Origin of the sequence: Enterovibrio makurazakiensis, from assembly GCF_050336585.1 — a bacterium.
GTDB classification, from domain to species: Bacteria; Pseudomonadota; Gammaproteobacteria; order Enterobacterales; family Vibrionaceae; genus Enterovibrio; species Enterovibrio gelatinilyticus.
Window position 1 is genome coordinate 104,192 of sequence record NZ_JAKJSE010000011.1, and the last position, 21,106, is coordinate 125,297.

General features: G+C 47.8%; 20 protein-coding genes. 8 read left to right on the forward strand and 12 right to left on the reverse strand.

Translation table 11 applies throughout. From position 1 onward, the window contains the following. Nucleotides 1–196: 196 nt before the first annotated feature. On the reverse strand, nucleotides 197–571 hold the full coding sequence (locus tag L4D06_RS09555) for a hypothetical protein (protein ID WP_429739077.1): 375 nt from the start codon (nucleotides 569–571) through the stop codon (nucleotides 197–199). A 237-nt stretch (nucleotides 572–808) separates the two neighbouring features. Next, nucleotides 809–1,240 carry a c-type cytochrome gene (locus L4D06_RS09560; RefSeq protein ID WP_429739079.1) on the reverse strand — a complete coding sequence of 144 codons (432 nt, stop codon included), beginning with the start codon at nucleotides 1,238–1,240 and terminating at the stop codon, nucleotides 809–811. A gap of 133 nt (nucleotides 1,241–1,373) precedes the next feature. Here L4D06_RS09560 and L4D06_RS09565 point away from each other — a divergent pair, with 133 nt between their 5' ends. Both L4D06_RS09565 and L4D06_RS09570 read left to right on the forward strand, forming a co-directional pair. Beyond that, on the forward strand, nucleotides 1,374–1,997 hold the full coding sequence (locus tag L4D06_RS09565; RefSeq protein WP_274165945.1) for a cytochrome b/b6 domain-containing protein: 624 nt from the start codon (nucleotides 1,374–1,376) through the stop codon (nucleotides 1,995–1,997). Between the two features lie 17 nt (nucleotides 1,998–2,014). After that, on the forward strand, nucleotides 2,015–2,443 hold the full coding sequence (locus tag L4D06_RS09570) for a MarR family winged helix-turn-helix transcriptional regulator (protein ID WP_429739081.1): 429 nt from the start codon (nucleotides 2,015–2,017) through the stop codon (nucleotides 2,441–2,443). A 69-nt stretch (nucleotides 2,444–2,512) separates the two neighbouring features. Here the strand turns inward: L4D06_RS09570 and L4D06_RS09575 are convergent, their stop codons facing one another. The 5 genes from L4D06_RS09575 to L4D06_RS09595 form a co-directional block, all read right to left on the reverse strand. After that, on the reverse strand, nucleotides 2,513–2,938 hold the full coding sequence (locus L4D06_RS09575; RefSeq protein WP_274165947.1) for a GFA family protein: 426 nt from the start codon (nucleotides 2,936–2,938) through the stop codon (nucleotides 2,513–2,515). Between the two features lie 87 nt (nucleotides 2,939–3,025). Continuing rightward, entirely contained in the window at nucleotides 3,026–3,283 is a 258-nt protein-coding gene (locus L4D06_RS09580) for a hypothetical protein (RefSeq protein WP_429739083.1), read from the reverse strand. A 49-nt stretch (nucleotides 3,284–3,332) separates the two neighbouring features. After that, nucleotides 3,333–3,584, reverse strand: coding sequence for a hypothetical protein (locus L4D06_RS09585; protein ID WP_274165949.1), 252 nt, complete (start codon nucleotides 3,582–3,584; stop codon nucleotides 3,333–3,335). A gap of 138 nt (nucleotides 3,585–3,722) precedes the next feature. Further along, complete coding sequence (locus L4D06_RS09590) at nucleotides 3,723–5,588, reverse strand: ABC transporter ATP-binding protein (RefSeq protein WP_429739085.1); 1,866 nt, start codon at nucleotides 5,586–5,588, stop codon at nucleotides 3,723–3,725. Between the two features lie 274 nt (nucleotides 5,589–5,862). Continuing rightward, complete coding sequence (locus L4D06_RS09595; RefSeq protein ID WP_429739087.1) at nucleotides 5,863–9,033, reverse strand: chitinase C-terminal domain-containing protein; 3,171 nt, start codon at nucleotides 9,031–9,033, stop codon at nucleotides 5,863–5,865. Nucleotides 9,034–9,435: 402 nt separating this feature from the next. On the opposite strand from L4D06_RS09595, the gene L4D06_RS09600 reads away from it, so the two are divergent. From L4D06_RS09600 to L4D06_RS09620, 5 genes are all read left to right on the forward strand, one after another. Continuing rightward, entirely contained in the window at nucleotides 9,436–10,104 is a 669-nt protein-coding gene (locus L4D06_RS09600; RefSeq protein ID WP_274165951.1) for a GntR family transcriptional regulator, read from the forward strand. Then, nucleotides 10,101–10,973 (forward strand): methylisocitrate lyase, encoded by an 873-nt coding sequence (gene prpB, locus L4D06_RS09605; protein WP_274165952.1) that lies wholly within the window; start codon nucleotides 10,101–10,103, stop codon nucleotides 10,971–10,973. Before L4D06_RS09600 ends, prpB begins: the two co-directional genes overlap by 4 nt. 88 nt (nucleotides 10,974–11,061) lie before the next feature. After that, nucleotides 11,062–12,198 (forward strand): bifunctional 2-methylcitrate synthase/citrate synthase, encoded by a 1,137-nt coding sequence (gene prpC, locus L4D06_RS09610; protein WP_274165953.1) that lies wholly within the window; start codon nucleotides 11,062–11,064, stop codon nucleotides 12,196–12,198. 24 nt (nucleotides 12,199–12,222) lie between these two features. Then, complete coding sequence (locus L4D06_RS09615; RefSeq protein WP_429739089.1) at nucleotides 12,223–13,674, forward strand: bifunctional 2-methylcitrate dehydratase/aconitate hydratase; 1,452 nt, start codon at nucleotides 12,223–12,225, stop codon at nucleotides 13,672–13,674. 156 nt (nucleotides 13,675–13,830) lie between these two features. Further along, the gene (locus tag L4D06_RS09620) at nucleotides 13,831–15,714 is read left to right on the forward strand and encodes a propionyl-CoA synthetase (protein ID WP_429739091.1); all 1,884 of its coding nucleotides are present in this window, start codon (nucleotides 13,831–13,833) and stop codon (nucleotides 15,712–15,714) included. Nucleotides 15,715–15,801: 87 nt separating this feature from the next. Here L4D06_RS09620 and L4D06_RS09625 read toward each other — a convergent pair whose 3' ends face one another. The 3 genes from L4D06_RS09625 to L4D06_RS09635 form a co-directional block, all read right to left on the reverse strand. After that, a complete protein-coding gene (locus tag L4D06_RS09625) occupies nucleotides 15,802–16,455 on the reverse strand; it encodes a YccT family protein (RefSeq protein ID WP_429739093.1) in 654 nt (217 codons plus the stop codon). Nucleotides 16,456–16,525: 70 nt separating this feature from the next. After that, entirely contained in the window at nucleotides 16,526–17,713 is a 1,188-nt protein-coding gene (locus L4D06_RS09630) for a class I SAM-dependent methyltransferase (protein WP_429739094.1), read from the reverse strand. A gap of 144 nt (nucleotides 17,714–17,857) precedes the next feature. Further along, a complete protein-coding gene (locus L4D06_RS09635) occupies nucleotides 17,858–19,255 on the reverse strand; it encodes a methyl-accepting chemotaxis protein (RefSeq protein WP_274166002.1) in 1,398 nt (465 codons plus the stop codon). Nucleotides 19,256–19,385: 130 nt separating this feature from the next. Between L4D06_RS09635 and yccX the strand changes: the two genes are divergently transcribed. Further along, nucleotides 19,386–19,658, forward strand: coding sequence for an acylphosphatase (gene yccX, locus L4D06_RS09640; protein ID WP_274165958.1), 273 nt, complete (start codon nucleotides 19,386–19,388; stop codon nucleotides 19,656–19,658). 89 nt (nucleotides 19,659–19,747) lie between these two features. On the opposite strand, the gene L4D06_RS09645 is transcribed toward yccX, so the two are convergent. Together L4D06_RS09645 and L4D06_RS09650 are read right to left on the reverse strand one after the other, a co-directional pair. Next, nucleotides 19,748–20,077 (reverse strand): TusE/DsrC/DsvC family sulfur relay protein, encoded by a 330-nt coding sequence (locus L4D06_RS09645; RefSeq protein ID WP_274165959.1) that lies wholly within the window; start codon nucleotides 20,075–20,077, stop codon nucleotides 19,748–19,750. Between the two features lie 164 nt (nucleotides 20,078–20,241). Further along, nucleotides 20,242–20,907 (reverse strand): Bax inhibitor-1/YccA family protein, encoded by a 666-nt coding sequence (locus L4D06_RS09650; protein ID WP_274165960.1) that lies wholly within the window; start codon nucleotides 20,905–20,907, stop codon nucleotides 20,242–20,244. Nucleotides 20,908–21,106 lie beyond the last annotated feature (199 nt).

The window sequence follows — 21,106 nt, forward strand, 5'->3', positions numbered from 1 at the left end:
TCTAACCGTTAACTCGATGCTTGCGAAGATTTTGGTGACAGGGGAAATCAATGATTTCCCCTCACGAATGGCGCGAAACTAAACACGGTAGAACCAAAAAGGCGTTATCAATCCTAGTTTGATAACGCCTTAATTAGACCATCAAGTTATGCATGATGAACATGTTTAAGCTTGGTGATTACGCGTGGTTTGACGCTTAACCCATGTCGCAATCAGAACAACTTTGTAGTGTGATTTCATGTTCAAAGACGGCTACATCGGCACCTTCTGCCAGCAGCTCAGCGATTTCATCCGCCACTTCTTGCTCATCTTCCACTTTAACTGGATTCGCGAGTTCTTCTTCTGAGTAACCGTAGAAATTCAGTAATAAGTAATCACGCGCTTCGTCTTTAGTACAAGTCACGTTCACCGAAAGATCTGATTCATCGTTGCCTTGCTTGATAATCGCAGCCATTTGCGCGACAACATCATCTTTCATCGCAGCGGTTAACCAACCAAGATCAGTGCTTACTGCGGTTTTTTTACATCTAAAACAAGGGAGTTCATGAAAATAATATTGAAAATCAGTCATAGATAATTTTTCTTCGAGTGTTTGTAGCAAGATTATGAGCGATTTATACCAAAATGCTATCTCAAAAGACATTGAAGACAGGATCCCTATGGGTGATTTTGGGTACAACCCCTTTAAAGCGTCGGTCTCAACGGCTATTGGGTGAAAGGTGCTATCAAGGAAGGTGTCTGCATCGTTCGCTCAACACCTAAGCAACACCACACTAAGGGTCTGAGATGCTGAATCAATGATGAAACGTTACCAGCGCGCTCTATAAGTACGGTGACATCCTCTGCATGTGCTTTGTGCTGCTTCTAAGCCATTTTCAGCACCATTCGCATTCTGTTGTTGTGCAGATTGATAAAGTGCTTGAAACCCTTCGTCCATTTCACTTAACAACTGATTGAATTTTTCTGGCTTACTCCACACGCTTTCTTGCGCTTTGCTTCCTACTTGGCTTCCAGAAGGAAACAGCGCAAATAAAGATTGGCTGTGTTCTTTGAGTTCAGCACTGGTTGATTCCAACGCCGCCCAATCTGTGTTAGCGCCTTCTATGAGTTGATCTGCCTTGTCTGAAAGCGATCCTATGTCGGCGAATGCTTGCTGCCGTGCTTCGATTTGATGTGAGTAGTCTTGTGCGTTAACGAGTAATGGGACAAAGCAGATAAGGCTGATAATCAGTTGTTTCATGGGTGCTGTTCTCATGTTGGGTCAGGGTAGGTATTCAATGAGGATTAATTTACACTGCAATTGTTGCGTGTGCAATAGTTGTGGTGTAAATTTGGATTTATGAATTCGAGCTAACCCTATTGAGAGCAGAAAAATAAAAGTTTGGGATTTATCAACGCGTCTATACCATTGGGCTCAAGCGCTGTTATTTATGGTGTTAATGTTTTCGGGCTTTTCAGGTAATGGCCCCCACGTACAATTGGGCTTGGCGATCATGACGTTGATCATTTGGCGTATGGCATGGGGATTTGTAGGGAGTGAAACCAGTCGCTTCAAACAGTTTCTGCATTCACCCAAACATGTTTTCAACTACCTAAGAGGAAGAGAGAAGAGTCAGCCGGGGCACAACCCCAGTGGTGGCTGGATGGTGATAAGTTTGGTTCTTGCGCTATTTTTGCAGTGTATCTCTGGGCTAGCATTGGCTGGATTTTTTGATGCCTTGCCGCATGCAGACGTGCTGTTGACCGATACGGTCTTTTACTGGTTGGAAATGGTGCATCTACAACTTGCTTATATATTGCCTGCGTTGGTTTTTGTTCATGTTGGTGCCATTTTGATTTACAAGTTTCGTTCAAAGCCACTCACTTGGGCGATGGTGACAGGGAAGCAGAAACCACTAAGCTCAGCACAAGCCGTTATTTTTGTTTCTCAATGGCGAGCATTGTTAGTGTTAGGATTGGCGACATCAGTTACTATGGGAATAGTTGCGTTAGCATGAGTGTGAGTGAGTCTGAAATGGAAATCGAATTTGATAGACAGCGTAGTTTTGGTTGGTTAATCAATGTTGTCGCAAACGACGCTTCAAAGACCTTTGATAATGAGCTAAAGAAGCATGGTTTAACTGTCGCTTTATGGCCCACCCTGATGTGTTTGTGGGAAGAAGAAGGCGTGACTCAGCGTGATATTGCCGCCAAATCTAAAGTCGAAAACTCGACGACGACGAGGACGTTGGACAAGCTAGAAGCGCTTGGATTGGTAGAACGTCAAGCTGATCCAAATAGTCGCCGTTCATTTCGCATTTATCTTACGGATAAAGGTAGAGCGCTAGAGCATGAACTGTTGCCGATTCCTGCCAACGTCAATCAACAGCTTCTCGGAACGTTAGACCTTGAGGAACGCGAAGAGATGATTCGTTTACTGCAAAAATTAGTCGAAAAAATATAATTCGAAGACAATAAAGGGGCTAGATAGCCCCCTATGTGTCAACCTGCCATTGTTGTCACGATGTTTTATCTAGTTCAAGGTGCCGAAATACGCTTCAATTTCAGCTTTGGTCATTTCTTTGGTTTCGTTAGAAAAACAATAGTAATGAGGGCGTTGGTCGCTGAAATACTGCATTGTCATCACGGGTTTTTCTAAAAAAGGAAATAAACCGATAGGCATGTTATAGCCGCCAGTACTATTCAAACGATAAAATAAATGAGTGCCACAATGATGACAAAACCCTCTGGTTGCCCAAGGTGAAGATTTGTACTCTTTAATCGACTCAACACCTTCAAACTTAACATCCGTTCCGCATTCAACAGCAAACAACGGACCACCTCCCCACGTTCTGCATGTTTCACAATGACAGACAGTAAACTTGGGATTTATCTCCGTGGCTTCAATCCTCACTTCCCCACATAAACAACTGACTTTTTGGCTGCTTAAATCTGACATGATGTTGATCCCTATTTTGACTGAGGCGACTTCCACTTTACATTCTAAACGCTTAGAGATTGGCAAGGTGTTCCATTGATGACGTGTTTACTTATCTAGCTTTGCTGATGCCTTCTTACCAACAAAGTATCCTGCGCAGAAAATCGCAACAAAGATCACACCTGTTAGCACGTAGGCCAATGCTTCAGGAGCACCTAACCCAAAAGCAAACGTAAAGCTAATACCGAGGAACGCTTCTTTTAGCCACTCTGTCGCAGGTGCGTTAGTGCTCGTGCCTATCATGGCGATAAAGATGAGAAGGGCGATTAAGCCGACTTTCAAGCCGACGAGGGTGGAACGTTGCATAAATGGCTCCCGCTATAAAAACGGGGCCATTATACGATATCTTTTGTTGCTAGAGGCACTGAGCAAGTTGCCCTTTTTTGGTTGCTGCGATCACACAGCCTCGCTCACTATCGGTGGCTGACTTACATTGGCCCATCAATTCACTGGCAGAAGGTGCCATGGCCCCTAGTACTTTCTGAGCATGGCTGACTACTTTACTGCATTGGCTAACAGGAATGGGATCGTAATCTGTGCATGCGGTTAGACCGAACGCAAGTAGGGCGATAAACGTAGATTTTACGGTGAATCTGGTCAATGACATGAGTCCTTCCTTTAATCAGTTTGCTCACTGATAAGGGTAGGAGATGTGTCTTATAAATGCGAAACAGGAGTGGGCAGATAGTAAAACAGGCGCAGAAAGCGCCTGTTTTTATGGTATTACGAAAGAGTCATGTTGCGGTTAGTCTCCGATGAAACCGCCTGTTTGATGCTGCCATAATTGTGCATAAATACCGCCGCTAGCAATCAATTCTTGGTGTGTACCTTCTTCTGCTATCTCGCCGTTATCCAGCACGATCAAGCGATCCATTGCTGCAATCGTTGATAAGCGGTGAGCAATGGCAATCACGGTTTTCCCTTCCATTAGCTGATACAAGCTTTCTTGAATGGCGGCTTCCACTTCTGAGTCCAGTGCGGAGGTGGCTTCATCCAAAATAAGAATCGGTGCATCTTTTAGCAACACGCGAGAAATGGCGACACGTTGACGTTGTCCACCTGACAATTTGACGCCACGTTCTCCCACTTGAGAGTCGTAACCGGTGTTGCCATGAGGGTCAGAGAGGTTTTCAATGAATTGGTGTGCTTGCGCGCGTTGGCTGGCTTCAAGCATTGCCTCTTCACCAGCATCTGGGTTGCCATACAGAATGTTCTCGCGGATCGAGCGATGTAACAACGACGTGTCTTGCGTCACCATGCCAATGTTGGCGCGAAGCGAGTCTTGCGTTACCGCTGAAATGTTCTGTCCATCAATACGGATTTGGCCGCCTTCAACATCATGGAATCGCATCAGAAGGTTAACAAGCGTAGATTTCCCCGCGCCTGAGCGTCCGACTAATCCGACTTTTTCACCCGGCTTAATGTTGAGGTTTAGCTTTTCAATCACGCCTTTGCCTTCGCCATAGTGAAAGCGCACATCGTCGAATGAAATTTCACCTTTTGGCACATCCAAAGCGGGAGCATTTGCTTTGTCGCTCACTTCAACGGGCTTGGACAAGGTTGTCATGCCATCAACCACAGTACCGATGTTTTCAAACAGTGACCCGATCTCCCACATGATCCATTTAGACATGCCGTTAATACGAAGGGCCAAACTAACAGCAATGGCAATAGCGCCAACGCTAATCGCAGAATCCAACCACAGCCAAATTGAGATAGCAGCAATAGAAAACACCAAGATGTAGTTGATGATTTCTACCGCGATATTAAAGCCCGTAGCCAATCGCATTTGGCGATACACAGTATCAAGGAAGGTGTTCATCCCTTCTTCTGCGTATTCTGTTTCGCGGTCAGTGTGTGAGAAGAGCTTCACTGTCGCGATGTTGGTGTAGCTGTCCACAATGCGCCCTGTCATGAGTGAACGGGCGTCAGCTTGCTCTGTCGACACCGCCTTCAGGCGGGGAACGAAGTATATTTGAATGCCAATATAAGCCAGTAACCAAATCAGAAGAGGGATCATCAGGCGAATGTCTGCTTGCCCGACCATGACTAACATCGCGGTGAAGTAAACGCTGATGTAAACCGCCACATCCAGCAACTTCATGACGGTTTCGCGAATGGAAAGCGCGGTTTGCATGACTTTGGTGGCGATGCGTCCTGCAAAATCGTTCTGGTAAAAACTGATGCTTTGCTTTAGCAAGTAACGGTGGGCCGACCAGCGAATCGACATCGGGTAGTTACCGAGCAGAGATTGGTGCAACACGAGAGAGTGTACCGTCACCAGCAAAGGCATACCGATTAGGACGAGCAAACCCATGCCAATTAGGGTTGAACCTTCTTGCTCTAAAAAGGTGTCTGGATTTTGGCTGGTCAGCCAATCAACCATTTGCCCCATAAAACCAAATAGAGAAACTTCCGCTACCGCAATTAATGCGGTCAGTAGTGACATGGCGACGAGTGGACGCTCAAATCCCTTGGTGTAATGGCGGCAAAACGCCAGCAACCCATTAGGAGGTTGTTCCGTTTGGGACTGAGGGAACGCGGCGGTTACCCGTTCAAAAAGTTTATAAATCATGGAACCTTCACGAAAAGAAGAAAGAAGAAACAACATAATGTTGCTAGAAAATCTGTGCCTATGATACGCCGCAACAGCATAAAAGAGCAGCGCGATTGTATGAATTTTCGTTCAGTTAAAGATTCAACTCACTTAAGTAGAACGAGAAAACAAAATACGAAAGCAAGATTAGAAAACCGGATGGGACGCCTCGTTTTATTGGAATGCCGATAGTGAGGCTTCAGGCTGGCATTTGATTACTAAAAAAAGAAAGCCGGCTGATTAGCCGGCTTTATGGAGTTTACGGGTTAGTCATAGTGCTAAGAGGCGATTAGCCACACACTTTAGACCAGCTACCGTCACTTCCAGGTACAGATGCAGTCCACCAGTTGGCTTGGTATACCTTGCCATCATTTACGACTTTGTCGCCTGCGCTGGCATGGCTTGGATTACCCTGCCAGTCAGTTTGAGGTAGGTTCGGATAAACCACGAGACCTGCTGTGTCACAAGTACCCGTATCGCCACCGTTACCACCGCCGTTTGAACCGCCTGTTGTCAGGTCAGCCAAAGGAAGATCGCTGTATTCAAACGCGAATGCATAATCAACACCATTAACGTTCACGGTGTAGTTTGCTGGGCCAGAGATTGGCAGGTAGTAAACCATATCCAATTCGTAGCTCGCGCCTGCTGGCAGTGATTTCCATGCTGGCAATGAGAATGCTGCACGGTGCATGTTACCCTCAAGACCACCAATGTTGTTTGACTTGGTGTGACCCGAAGCAATCACTTTCAGACCGCCACCAGATTGATCTTTTGCGTTGTCCGGAGCTGACGTTGGAATATCGAATTGGAATTCCGTTCCGCCCGGCAGATCAGTACCAGTGTTGTTGGTGAAGGTGATTTTAGGATTGATAGGGTAGTTCTGGTCACCCACTTTGAAGCCACCGACCGAAACAGTGATGTCCACAGCTTCTAACGGCATTGCCGTGTCAGACAGTTTGTTACCGTAAGGTGTTGCAGCAGCAAACTTGTCGTAGATGGCTTTGGTCATGGTGTTACCCATGTGGTATTCACCATTGCCAGTCTTACACGCGTTCTCGGTTGCATCGACAACGTTGGTACGGTTGCCACTAGCATCTAGTTGGTAACACGCATAGTCACCTGCAAGCTCCCAGAACATAATGCCGCCAATACCTTTGTCGATAACGTAGTCAGATTTCACGCTGACAGACGCTTCGTCTTCGGTAGACAGGAATACACCCTTCTCGGCATTCCACAACCACGGTGCTACAGCAACTGCATCGTAGTTACGCTCGTAGTTACCTTTCAGTTGGTGTTGTGGGTTATTTGCTGGGTCAAGTTTGTACGCTGACGCATAAGAACCGAATACACCGTTCTCAAGGTTCTTCGCGTGCCACATTGGGTTAGAACCTGCGCCCATTTCGTAGCCTTTCGGATCGGTATCGTGCCACATGTTGTCGATACCAATTGCGCCGTTACCACAGTTGTTCTTCTCACCTTCGCCTGTGCCTGGTTGACACTCAGCTTGGTTTGGAAGAGCAGCCTTGCCCCACAGACCGTTTTCACCGCCTGTGACACCTTGCCAACCACGGGTGTAGTAAGGAACACCGATGTTGATACGACCTGCAGGCATTGAACCGCGGAAGTAGTGGTAAGCCCAGTCAGTATTCAGGTAGCCGATGCCGCCGTACTGGCTAGTGCCATAGACATTCCATGCTGCCAACTCAGAGTCTTTACCAGTGTCAAACAGCGCGGCGTTGTGACCGACGTGATCGTTCCAAGCACCGTGTAAGTCATACGTCATGATGTTGACGTAATCGAGGTACTTAGTGACATCAAAGGTTTCCATACCGCGAAGCAGATAACCAGAAGATGGCGCTGCGATAGTCAGCATGTAGTGTTGGCTGTCTTGCTCAGAAGCGATGTCGACTTTCTCACGAAGTACGCGCATCAACTCTTGATAAGATGCCCACAGGTAAGCACGACGTGGCTCCATGAAGTCTTTGTCGTATGGGTTACCGGCGCCTGCCATTGAGGTTGGGTACTCATAGTCGATGTCCAGACCATCGAATTGATACTTACGCATCATTTCAACAGCAGAATCAGCAAACTTCTGAATGCCAGCGTGGTTGATAGAACCGTCGGCATTGGTTGTCATGGTGTAGAAGCCACCATCGGCAACGCGGTTGCCATCGTTGCCGAAGTGACCACCTGTTTCAGCCCAACCACCGATAGAAATCAGTGTTTTAACATCGTGCTTTTTCTTGTAGGTAGCAAGTGCACCGAAGTGGCCTTTAAAGCCAAGTGCTGGATCGATTTCAACATCCGCCCACTCTTTACCGACAGCGGCGTTGCTTGGGTCGTTAACATCACCAACATTAACTTTGCCGTCAGAACCGATGCTGACGAACGCATAGTTGATGTGCGTTAGCTCTTCCCAAGGAATGTCATTAACAAGGTATGCGGCTTGTGGGTCATCGCCTGAACGCCAGCTTGTGAAGTAACCGATGATACGACGAGGGTGGTCAGCACCCATGTCTTCACGGCCTTCTGAATCATAAATGGTACAGTAAGGAACGTTGACGCCAGGCGTCTGGAACAAGCCTTCAGGGCGACAGTTAGACACGGTAGGAACACCGGTAACGTTAACTGTGATCAAAGCGGAATCCGCTGATTTGCCTTTGTTATCCGTCGCTTTTGCGTAGACAGCGACGTTGCCGATTTTATTTGCCGTCCAATCAAGCGTGAATGGCGCGGCAGCTTTAGAGCCAACCAACTGGCCCGCGGCATAGAAATCAACTTTTGCAACTGAGCCATCGGCATCAGCGGCATCCGCTGTCAGGGTGACAACTGCGCCTTGGTCAACAGCAGTCGCAGATACGGAGACAGAAACGGTCGGTGCTTCATTTCCCGGTTCAACCGTGCCAGCTTCAACGGTGATGCTGAGAGCCGTTGATTCAGTCACTGCACCTTTATCATCCGTTGCCTTAACGGTAATGGAGTGAGCGCCTTCAGCGGCAGTCCAAGCGACAGAGTATGGTGCCGTGCTGTCTTTGCCAACAGAAATGCCATCTACGAAGAATTCGACGTTGGCGACAGTGCCGTCTGTATCTGCTGCAGATGCACTTAGCGTTACGCTGTCACCTGTCGTAATTTTGTCGCTAGCCGTAGGCGCATCTAGCGAGGCGGTAGGAGCTTCATTCAATGGTGGATCGACTGGGCCGCCCGTATCGCACTGATCAATGACTTTCCACTCTTGGTACTGACCGGAAGACGTTTTTGGGTTGTTACCCATTGTCCACCAGTTAGCTTTGTAGACAGTGTTATCTTGCTGGACAGTAGAGCCTCCGCCGTAGGCGACACTATCTTTCCATTCTTCAATATTTGAACAATCGGTTGCTGCTTGCGCGTTGAAAGCAAACATACACGCGACGGCGACTGCCGACAGCGTGAAGCCTTTGCTCTTGCGTGACACATCCATTGGAATTACCTCGAAAATTGATACTACTTATTGATTTATTGTTAATTAACGCAACTTAAATCGCGTAATAAATAAAGTAGACGAGTTGCATTTATGAGACACGGTGGTTTTGGTGAGTTTTAGATCTCTAGTCAGTTACTGGGTAAAAAAGCCTCTCGCTTCTGGTAGCGATTCACAGTTTCAACTGACAAACATTCAGCAAATTCATGAATTATGTGCGTTGAATATTTACTCATCAATGCATTGTGGTAGACCAATGTCTAACATGGATTGTCGACAATCTAGCTTGATAAATCGCCAAAAAATGGCTAATAATTAATCAAGCCTAAAATATTGTCGACAATGTATTGAGTTATGCGAGTGAGAATTGAAACGTATTGTCGACACCTAAGGAATTGCACAATGAAAGATGTCACCAAATCAGAAGGGATGACCGAGTGGCTTATCGAAGCGATTGTCAGTGGCAAATTTGCATCAGGAAGCAAAATTTCTGAGCCGGAGTTATCAAGAGAGTTGGGCGTGAGTCGTGGTCCACTTCGTGAAGCCATGATGCGGTTAGAGTCGATGGGTTTGGTTGAGCGTGTACCGCATGTTGGCGCTCGAGTGGTGGCGATAAGTGCGACACAACTGTCTGATATTTATGCGGTGCGCGAAGCATTGGAAGGCATGGCAATACGGCAAGCCTGCATGCACATTTCGGCTAGTGAGATTGAGGCATTGAAAACCTTATTGCACCGTCACCAGCAACATATTGATGATGTTGATGGTGCGACATATTTCCATCAGCAGGGTGATTTCGATTTCCACTACCGAATCATTCAAGCGAGTAGAAATAATAAATTAATCAGCTTGTTATGTGACGAACTCTATCATCTTGTGCGGATGTATCGTACCCAATCAACTCGGACTCAGTCTCGCCCAGAGCGAGCGCTAGATGAACATCTTCAGATTCTTAATGCACTCGAAGAACGAGATGCAGAATTGGCGGAAATGTTAATGCGAAGACACATTCGCCGAAGTGGGGAATTAGCCGCGAAGCAACTTAATTCAGACAGGGAGAAAGCCTCATGAGCGCAGGGAAAACGTTTCGAGAAGCCGTCGCAAACAACAGACCTTTACAAGTCATGGGTACGATCAATGCGTATACCGCGATGTTAGCAGAACAAACAGGGCATCAGGCCATTTACCTTTCAGGGGGTGGCGTTGCCAATGCCTCATTTGGTTTGCCCGATCTGGGAATAACAACACTTAACGACGTTCTTGAAGATGCTCGCCGTATCACGGATGCATCAAGTCTTCCTTTGCTGGTGGATATCGATACGGGGTTTGGCGGGGCATTCAGCATTGCTCGAACCGTGAGAGAAATGGAGCGTGCAGGCGTAGCGGCTGTTCACATTGAAGACCAAGTGTCACAAAAGCGCTGTGGTCATCGCCCAAATAAGGCGATCGTGAGCCAATCTGAAATGGTCGATCGGGTCAAAGCGGCGGTCGATGCGAGAACCGATCCCAATTTTGTCATCATGGCACGCACTGATGCACTGGCAGTAGAAGGGATGGATTCTGCGTTGGAACGGGCACATGCCTGTGTGGATGCGGGTGCAGACATGATCTTCCCTGAAGCCATTAATACCCTTGATCAGTACCGAACGTTCACCCAAGCACTAAAGGTTCCTGTGTTAGCGAACATCACTGAATTTGGTCAAACACCGTTGTTTTCAGTGAGTGAACTCGACGAAGTGGGTGTCGACCTTGTGCTTTACCCGCTCTCGGCGTTTCGGGCCATGAACCAAGCAGCGTTGAACGTTTACCAGCAGGTGAAAGCCGACGGTCATCAGCGCAATGTGGTTGACACCATGCAGACGCGAGAGGAGCTCTATGGCTACCTGGGTTATCACAACTACGAACAGCAACTCGATAAGCTGTTTGCCGACAAAGAATAGTACCGATATTTGAAACGCAATTGGAAAGAGCGAGAAACGTAAGGAAAGTAATAAAAACAATGAATTAGTCTATGACAAGGAGCATGACATGCCGGACAAGAACAAGCCGTTGGGTGGAGAAGGTCTACGCGGGCAGAGTGCGGGTAGCACGGCCTTATGTACAGTCGGAAAGACAGGTACCGGTTTAACCTATCGCGGTTATGACATTACCGATCTCGCCCATCACGCGGAGTTTGAAGAAGTCGCCTTTTTGTTATTGAAAGGCCATTTGCCTAACGCTCAGGCTTTAAGCGACTACAAGCATGAACTCGTTGCCAAAAGAGGGTTGCCAGAAGCGTTGCGAGTCGTGCTTGAAAATATCCCGGCAGATGCACACCCCATGGATGTTATGCGAACCGGCTGTTCGATGCTGGGCAACTTGGACACTGAACTCGACTTCTCTGAGCAATCAGACAAGGCAGATACTATTCTTGCACATCTGCCTGCCATCATTTGTTATTGGTATCGTTTCTCTCATCATGGTGTTCGCATTGATACGGCAGCCAGTGAGCAGGACACCATTGCTGGTTACTTCCTCGATATGCTTTCCGACGCGACGCCGACTGAATTGCATACGCGTGTTATGCATTGCTCGCTTGTACTGTATGCCGAACATGAATTCAATGCTTCTACCTTTGCGGCACGTGTTTGTGCGTCAACCCTGTCTGATATCCATTCTTGCGTCACTGCGGCAATTGGTACGTTGCGTGGCCCGCTCCACGGCGGTGCGAATGAGGCGGCGATGGATATGATTGAACATTGGGCGTCGCCTGATGAAGCGGAAACCGCGCTCATGGGGATGTTGGTGAACAAAGAAAAAGTCATGGGTTTTGGGCATGCCATTTATCGAGAGTCTGATCCACGTAACGCGCTGATCAAAGCATGGTCAAAGCAGCTTTCCACCTCGTCGCCCGATGCCATGTTGTATGACGTTTCTGAGCGCGTAGAACAGGTGATGAAGCGCGAGAAAGACTTATTTCCGAACGCGGACTTCTTTCACGCTTCTGCGTACCACTTTATGGGGATCCCCACCAAATTATTTACGCCAATTTTTGTGATGAGCCGTGTTACGGGCTGGTGTGCACATGTGTTTGAACAACGTGAAAACAACCGAATTATAAGACCAAGCGCGGATTATGTTGGGCCAGAGCATCAAGACTGGTTGCCACTTGAAAAACGCCAATAACTGATTAAGGGAAGGAACCGAAACATGTCAATGAATGTCGATGAAAACCAACGTCCAGAGCCTGACGCGCTGCTTCAAACCATTGCTGATTATGTGTGTGAGGCGGAAATTAACTCAGCGGAAGCCTACAACACGGCGCGTAATTGCTTGATGGATACCTTAGGCTGTGGGTTATTGGCGCTACGTTTTCCTGAGTGCACCAAACATATGGGACCACTGGTACCGGGAACGACAGTTCGAAATGGTGCGCGTGTTCCGGGCACTTCACATGAACTTGACCCGATCACAGCCGCATTCAATATTGGCTGCATGATTCGCTGGCTAGATTTTAACGACACCTGGTTGGCGGCAGAGTGGGGGCACCCATCAGACAACCTTGGCGGCATTCTTGCCACAGCAGATTACTTAAGTCGCGTAGCCGTGTCAGAAGGTAAGCCCGCGCTGACCATGGAAGCCGTGCTGACGGCGATGATCAAAGCCCACGAGATCCAAGGCGTATTGGCGCTAGAAAATAGTTATAACCGAGTTGGACTTGACCACGTGTTGCTGGTTCGTGTTGCTTCAACAGCCGTTGTAACACGCATGCTGGGAGGAAGTCGCGACCAAGTGATTGATGCGCTCTCGCAAGCATGGGTTGATGGTTGTGCGCTCCGAACTTACCGCCATGCGCCGAATGCGGGGTCTCGTAAGTCTTGGGCTGCCGGTGACGCAACGTCTCGTGCCGTGAGATTGGCCATGATCACCATGAAAGGTGAAATGGGGCAACCTTCTGTGCTAACGGCGGAGCAATGGGGCTTCTATGATGTGTTGTTCAAAGGTGAATCATTTCGCGTGAACCAAGCGTTTGATTCGTACGTGATGGAAAACGTCTTGTTCAAAATTTCGTTCCCCGCTGAATTCCATTCACAAACCGCCGTTGAATGTGCCGTGACGTTACATCCAGAGGTCGTCAATCGTCTCGATGAGATTGAACGCATCGAAGTCACGACCCATGAATCGGCTATTCGAATTATTTCAAAAGTGGGTGACTTGGCGAATCCCGCCGATCGCGACCATTGCCTGCAATACATGATTGCCGTTCCTCTCATTCACGGTGACCTGGTGGCAGAGCACTATGAAGACAGCTTCCATCAGGGAGACACTCGCATTGATGCATTGCGCGAAAAAATGATCATTGTTGAAGACAAGCGATACAGCGAAGAGTATTTGGACGCGGATAAGCGCTCGATCGCCAATGCCATTCAGATTTTTTTTAACGATGGAACGTCCACAGCGAAGGTCGAAGTGGAATATCCGATTGGGCATCGTCGTCGTCGAGAAGAAGGGATCCCAGTGCTTGAGCAGAAATTTAAGCGCAACCTGCTTACCCGTTTTCCTGCGGCACAAGCCGAAAGTATTTACGCGCTTTGTCTAAATCAAGATGCCTTGATGGAAATGCCGGTAAACCGCTTTATGGAGATGTTTACCATTAATTAGTGTTTCAACAACAAGCCAGCATAAGGCTTGAGAAACGACCGTTACTTGGCAGTAAGCAACGACATCTGTTTGCTGCCAAGCTTTTTACCTCACTGAGTGCACAGTGCATGTCATGGTGTGGGTACAAAGGCAAGACCTCAGCACGAGGCAAGGAGCATGACTATGTCAGCCTATCTAAACGCCTATCAAGAGTCCGTCACCAGCCCAGAGGATTTCTGGCTGAAACAAGCAAAAAGTATTCAGTGGTTTACGCCGCCAACCAAAGCATTGGAAAACGATACGAATGGCATAGAGCGCTGGTTTCCTGATGGTGAGCTCAACACCGCCTATTTGGCGCTGGATTATCACGTCGAAAATGGACGAGGTGACCAGACGGCACTGATCTATGACTCGCCAGTGACAGGCAAAAAAGCACAATACAGCTATTCAGTGCTTCGTGATCAAGTCGCCAAATGTGCAGGTATGTTGGCGGAACTGGGTGTTACCAAAGGCGACCGGGTTGTGATTTACATGCCCATGATCCCGCAGGCTGCGATTTCGATGTTGGCCTGCGCACGACTTGGGGCGATTCATTCGGTTGTGTTTGGTGGCTTTGCGCCCAATGAACTTGCGGTAAGGCTCGAAGATGCCGAGCCGAAAGTCTTACTGACGGCGTCATGTGGAATCGAAGTGTGCAAGGTTATTCCTTACAAACCAATGGTTGATCAAGCGGTAATGGATAGCCGCTGGAAGCCAGACACTGTTGTTGTTTACCAAAGACCTGAACAACCCGCTGCGCTTGATCATGAGCGTGATGCAGATTGGGCGACCTTATTTGAACGCGCCTCGCCGCATGACTGCGTTCCCGTCAATTCTACCGATCCTTTGTACATTCTCTATACGTCAGGGACGACTGGAAAGCCTAAGGGTGTGGTTCGAGATAATGGTGGTCATGCTGTTGCGATGAAATACAGCATGTCGACCGTGTACAACGTTGAACCTGGTGAAGTGTATTGGGCCGCGTCAGATGTTGGCTGGGTGGTCGGGCACTCTTACATCGTTTATGCCCCATTGATACACGGCTGTACCACCATCATGTTTGAAGGGAAGCCTGTGAAAACGCCAAATCCGGGCGCTTTTTGGCGAGTGTGTGATGAATATAATGTGTCTGTGTTGTTCTCTGCACCTACGGCGTTTCGCGCCATCAAAAAAGAAGACCCAGAAGGAAAGTTGATTGCTGATTATCCGATGGCGTCACTGAGAAGTATCTTTATGGCGGGCGAGAGGCTAGACCCGCCAACATTGGAATGGGTTGAATCGCACACAGGCCGCCCCGTGATTGATCACTGGTGGCAAACAGAAACGGGATGGGCGATATCGTGCAATCCGTTGGGGCTTGAGAGCTTCATTACTAAGCCGGGTTCGTCGACCAAACCTACGCCGGGGTTCAATGTAAAAATCCTCAACGAAATGGGGGAATCTGTTGCTGCGAATCAGCAAGGGTATATTGCTGTAGAGCGCCCGTTGCCGCCGAGTTGTTTGTCCACCGTTTGGCGAAATCATGATCGGTTTGAATCGGGTTATTTGCAGCAGTTCTCTGGCTACTATGTGTCGGGTGATGGTGGCTACATGGACGAAGATGGCTACCTATTTGTGATGGGGCGGATCGACGACGTGATCAATGTGTCTGGTCATCGCCTATCAACGGGGGAGATGGAAGAAATCGTCGGTGCGCATGATGCGGTTGCAGAATGTGCGGTGGTCGGGGTATATGATGAATTGAAAGGCCAATTACCACTGGGATTGGTCGTGCTGAAAGACGGTTATCACTCACATGATGGTGATATTGAAAAAGCGCTGGTGGCCAAGGTTCGTAATGAAATTGGCCCGGTTGCATGCTTCAATCGAGCTATCATTGTGGATAGATTACCGAAAACACGTTCTGGGAAAATCTTGCGTCGTATTATCCGTCAAATCGCAGATGGTGAAAGTTACGTCGTCCCGTCAACCATTGATGATCCCGCAAGTCTTGATGACATTAGCCGGATGCTATCAGAGTGATTTCAGCGTGTAGTCTTAGAAATTATAGAAATAAATGAACGTGTAGATGCAGTAAGAAGGCCACCTGAGTAGGTGGCCTTTTTGATGTTATTGCGTATTCACGTAGGCTTTAAATTTCGCCTTGGTTTCAGGACTGGCTTTTTGGAACCAGTAATGTAATTGGTATTCCACTTCATCAATTGACGCGCTGTCATTGAGCACTACCTTGGCACCACGTGAAGCCGGGGTTGACGGCGTTACAGTCGGTACTACGGTGAGTTGGAGTGACGCACTTTCATCGGTTTGGTTGAAGCGAGAAAGCTCTGCAACATAGTCACGACTTAGTTGAAAGCCGCTTTTCATCAACTTGTTTTGTTCAAACGCGATAGGTGAATCTGAGGCATCGATCAATTGAAACGTTGGGTTTTCGTTGAATTCACGAATCTCACGCTTGTTCTTGATTTTAGGGAAGGCGAAATAGATATCTTCATCGTTGGCGTTAAACGTTGCAACCAGCACATCTGATTTAGCGAACGAGATATCTTTTCCCTCTTCGAAGCTTTCAACAAAACGGAATGCGATTTGTTGAGTACCGTTCGCCAAAACCACAGGATCTTGGCCGCCGAACATGGTTGTTTTATGTGATTGACCGTTATAGGCCAACAACTCTACGTTATCGTTAACATGCAATGTAACGCTCGCCATTGCAGACAACGGCAGCAATGCAGACAGCAAGGACGCAAGAATATACGTTCTTTTCATCGTGTTCCCCTAAATGATTTAAAAAGGCCCACGAAAAAAAGGGTGGGCCAAAGTTTATGTGTTTATATATTTATTTAACGTAGCAGGCGAAACCTTTCAGATAGAAGCCTTCTGGGTAGGCGCTATCGAGTGGGTGGTCGGCTGCTTGTTCAAAACGTTCAATGAACTGAACTTGACGGTGCGCATCTAGAGCGGCATCCGCAATGATTTTTTGGAACAACGAGTTATCCATCAAGCCTGAGCAAGAGTAAGTCAGTAATGTTCCGCCTGGCTTCAGTATCTGCATGGCGAGCATGTTGATGTCTTTATAGCCACGGCATGCCCCCGTCAATTGCGACTTAGATTCCGCAAACTTAGGTGGATCCATGATCACGACATCAAACAGTTCGCCGCTGTCACGGTATTCACGCAGCAGTTTAAATACATCTGCGTTTACAAACTGTGCTTTTGTCAGGTCATAGCCGTTCATTTCGGCGTTAGCTTTTGCAATGTCCAGAGCAGGCTGTGAAACGTCGACATTGATAACTTCAGACGCGCCGCCTTTAAGTGCATACAAACCAAAACCACCGGTGTAGCAGAAACAGTTCAGTACACGCTTCCCGTTCACGTACTTCACAGACGCTTCACGGCTGTCACGTTGATCCAAGTAGAAGCCAGTTTTGTGGCCACCCGTGATATCAACGTTAATTTTTACACCGTTCTCTTCAATGACCAATGATGGCGGTGGCATGTCTCCGTGGAGAACGCCTGTACGCTCTTTTAAGCCTTCTTTCTTACGAACAGACACGTCAGAGCGCTCGTAGATGCTGCACGCAGGGTATAGCTCTACAATGGCATCAACGAGGTTTTGTTTTTGCGCTTCAGCACCGGCACTGAGTAACTGACAAACCATGAAGTTTTCATAGCGGTCAATGGTAATACCTGGCAGGCCATCGGACTCAGCCGCGATCAAACGGTAACCCGTAAGACCATCACGCGCAGCTAATACATCGCGAAGACCTTGTGCTTCTTGCAGGCGCTTTTTGAAGAAAGCGACATCGATTTCTTCTTGCTCGAACGACCACACGCGAACACGGATCTGAGAATTAGGAGAAAACGCACCACGGGCAAGCCATTGGCCTTGATGATCATAGACATCCACTGTTTGACCGAGAGAGGGCTTACCTTCAACGCGTTGAATGCCACGAGAGAAAATCCATGGGTGGCGACGGCGTAGTGATTTTTCACGGCCTTTAACCAGGTAAACAGACGGATTCATTGGTTTTTCCTAAAATTCTAAAGTCTGGCTAGCCGCAATAGCATACAGCGGCCTATAAATTGGTGGGTATTGTCAGAGAAGAAGGGCAAGAATGCAAACAGCCGCTGGTATTGCGGCTGCTTTTTCTTTGTTTTTCTCTTGGTTTTATTCGGTACGAAGACCGTCGACCAGTGAAGTGAGACTGTTAGATTGCTTTTGCAGGTGTGTCACGTCATTCGCGGTCTGTTGGATCATCTCACTGACTTGCCATGCTTGCTGACGAACACGTTCCACATCAGACGAAATTGTACCCGCAACGCTGCCTTGTTGATTCGCGGCTGTCGCGATTTCGGTGCTGCGGTCGGTAATACGCTGGCTGCGCTCAGAAATATTGCCAATTTCTAGGTCAATATTGTGCATGAGTGATTCGCTTGCTGCGGCATTATCAACCGTGCCCTGCATGACGCCACGTAGGTGAGCGGTATTGCTTTCCAAATCTTGAATCATGCGTTGAATTTCAACGGTCGCTTGTTGTGTGCGTCCTGCCAAGGTGCGGACTTCATCGGCAACAACCGCGAAACCACGGCCTTGTTCGCCCGCGCGAGCCGCTTCAATCGCCGCATTCAAGGCGAGTAGGTTTGTTTGCTCGGAAATGGCGCTGATCGTTGCAACCATGCTACCAATCTCGTTGGAGTTTTGTTCCAGCGAAGATACCGCTTTTGACGCTGCTTCAATCTCCGCGCTCAGAGCTTGAATGGCATGCAGGGTTTGGTTTACTTGGTTGCGGCTTTGTTGAGAAGCTTCACCCGCGACCATGATTTCGCCTGAGGTTTCTTCCGCGTGAGTGGCAACATCACGAATAGAACCCGCCATCTCTTCTGTTGCGCTTGCAAGAGAGTCAAGGTACGAACGTTGTTCTGTCGAGAGGCTTTGGCTTTCAGTGCTGCGATTGGTCAAATCCGCAGAGATTTGCCCCATCAACGTTGAAGCGTTCTTGATGGCTTTAACAAGGCTATGCTCGCGATCTGCCACGCTATCCACTGTGTTAGCGATAATGCTGAATTCATCCCTCACTGGGAAGAAGTTCATGCGGCTAGTTAGGTCGCCGTCTAGCATGCGTTGTAACGATGAGTTCATCGTGTACATAGCGCCACCAATAAAGCTAGAGACGTAGTGCAGGGCGAGCAAGCCGACGACAAACAACAGTGTCATCACGGTGATAGCGGTCATGCTAATGTGCGACCAAAAGCTGGTCGCTTTCGCAGAATAGGTTGTAACAGAGGATTGGGCCCAGTTGCTGTTTGACGGGCTAACGGCGACGCCTGCTGACGCGAGAATATCCGCTGCGTCATTAGTACTGACATCGTAGTGAGACAGCACCGCATTCAGTGCTGCGCTATGTTTGTTTTGAACATCTGCAATTTGAGCAGATGACGCTGAGTGAAAGATGACACCTGTGGCGATAGTCAGAGAAAAAAGGCATGCGTAGAGCACCATGAATTTCTCTTTCAAACTGAGTCGGATGAGGTATTGGTCAATCCAACGAAACGGCGTTTCTTTCATGATGGGTAAATCCTTGTAGAGTGCGCTAACAGAAAGTGCGTGATGTGCGAAATGACCATTAAGGCTGCACTCAGGCAGATAGATTTTACACTGTTGCATACGGTAATAACCAATCATAGGGGTGTGACCAATGTCTCAAATGTGTGCTATAGCAACCGTTTCCGGAAGGGTTCAAGGGGTGGGGTTTCGATTTCACACTGCTCATGAGGGGTTGAGGTTGTCATTGAGTGGCTTTGCTCGCAATGAGGATGATGGCAGTGTGACAGTGCTAATGTGTGGTGAGGAGACAAATGTGAACAGATTGCTCGCGTGGTTAGAGCATGGGCCAACCACTGCCAACGTGACAGGTTTAACACATGAACGCGTTGACTGGCAGCTGATTGACGGCTTTTCGATTCGTTAGCTGAAACTGTGGTGATGGTGATGGTCTTTGCTGACGCGCGGCGAGGAAGACCATAAAAAGAAAAGAGGCGCATTAAGCGCCTCTTTTCGTTAAATGCATTTTACGGGTTTTGGAAGGCCGGCAAGTTTGGTTGCTTGCTTTGCTGGGCCTTTAGGGAACAGTTTATAAAGGTATCGACTGTTGCCTTTTTCTGGGCCGTACTTTTTCTCCATGGATTTCACCAGTAAGCGAACCGCTGGAGAGGTGTTGAATTCTTTATAGAAGTCTTGAACAAAGTAAACCACTTCCCAATGCGCATCAGTCAGCTCAATGTTTTCTTGTTCAGCCAGCATGGGCACAAGTGCAGCATCCCATTCAGAGAAATGCTTCAGATACCCCTGTGCATCGGTTTCAATGTGTTTACCGTTTAATTCCAACATGGATTACCTCGTGTTTCGATCGCGCAAAGCATATCGGCTTGTGAGAGAGGCTTCAAGATCACAATTTGGCAATGGCAGGAAAATGTAAATCGGAAATCAAAACAGAAAACAAAAAAGCTCCCGAAGGAGCTTTTGTCGTTTACGTTAGCTTGTTTGTTGCGCGATTAATCGTCGCCACCGAAAATGCCAAGCAATTGCAGCAGGCTCAGGAACAAGTTGTAAATCGATACATACAGAGTAACAGTTGCTGACACATAGTTCGTTTCGCCACCACGGATGATTGACTGAGTCGTCAGCAGGATTACGCCTGTTGAGAACAGAACAAACACGCCGCTAATAGCAACAGACAGCATTGGCATCTGTAGGAAGATGTTCGCGATCACACCTACGATTAGCACAACAAAGCCTGCCATCAACATACCGTTTAGGAACGATAGGTCACGCTTAGTTGTCAGTGCGTAAGCTGAACACGCCATGAAGGTCAGTGCTGTACCGCCCAATGCAGGAGCGATTGCCCAGCCAAGACCTGCGCCCACGTACATGTTGAGGATAGGGCCTAGTGTGTAACCCATGAAACCGGTAAGTGCGAAAGTAAGCACGATACCCATTGAGCTATTCTTTTTCTTTTCAATGAGGAAAAGTAAGCCATAAAACCCAACCAGCGTGATGATAATGCCAGGGTAAGGCATGTTCGCCGCCATTGACACACCAGCGACCAACGCTGACCACAGCAGGGTAAGTGACAATAAGAAATAGGTGTTTCGCAACACTTTGTTGGTTGCTAACTGGCTCTCTTGCGAGTACTCGCGAGCAACAAAACGATCGTTCATAGCTTTCTCCCGATGGGGTACAGATATATTCTCATACGACATTTATTGCGCCTTTGGCTCAATTTTTCAAGTCACAATTGTCGCATTGCTGATAATAAAACAGCTTAGCCTTTGAGAATACTAATATATCCCGTCGGCTAAGCTTGCTTCAACATGTAACCAAATGTTAATGAGTTTTTAACTCAAAATCCATTTGTCA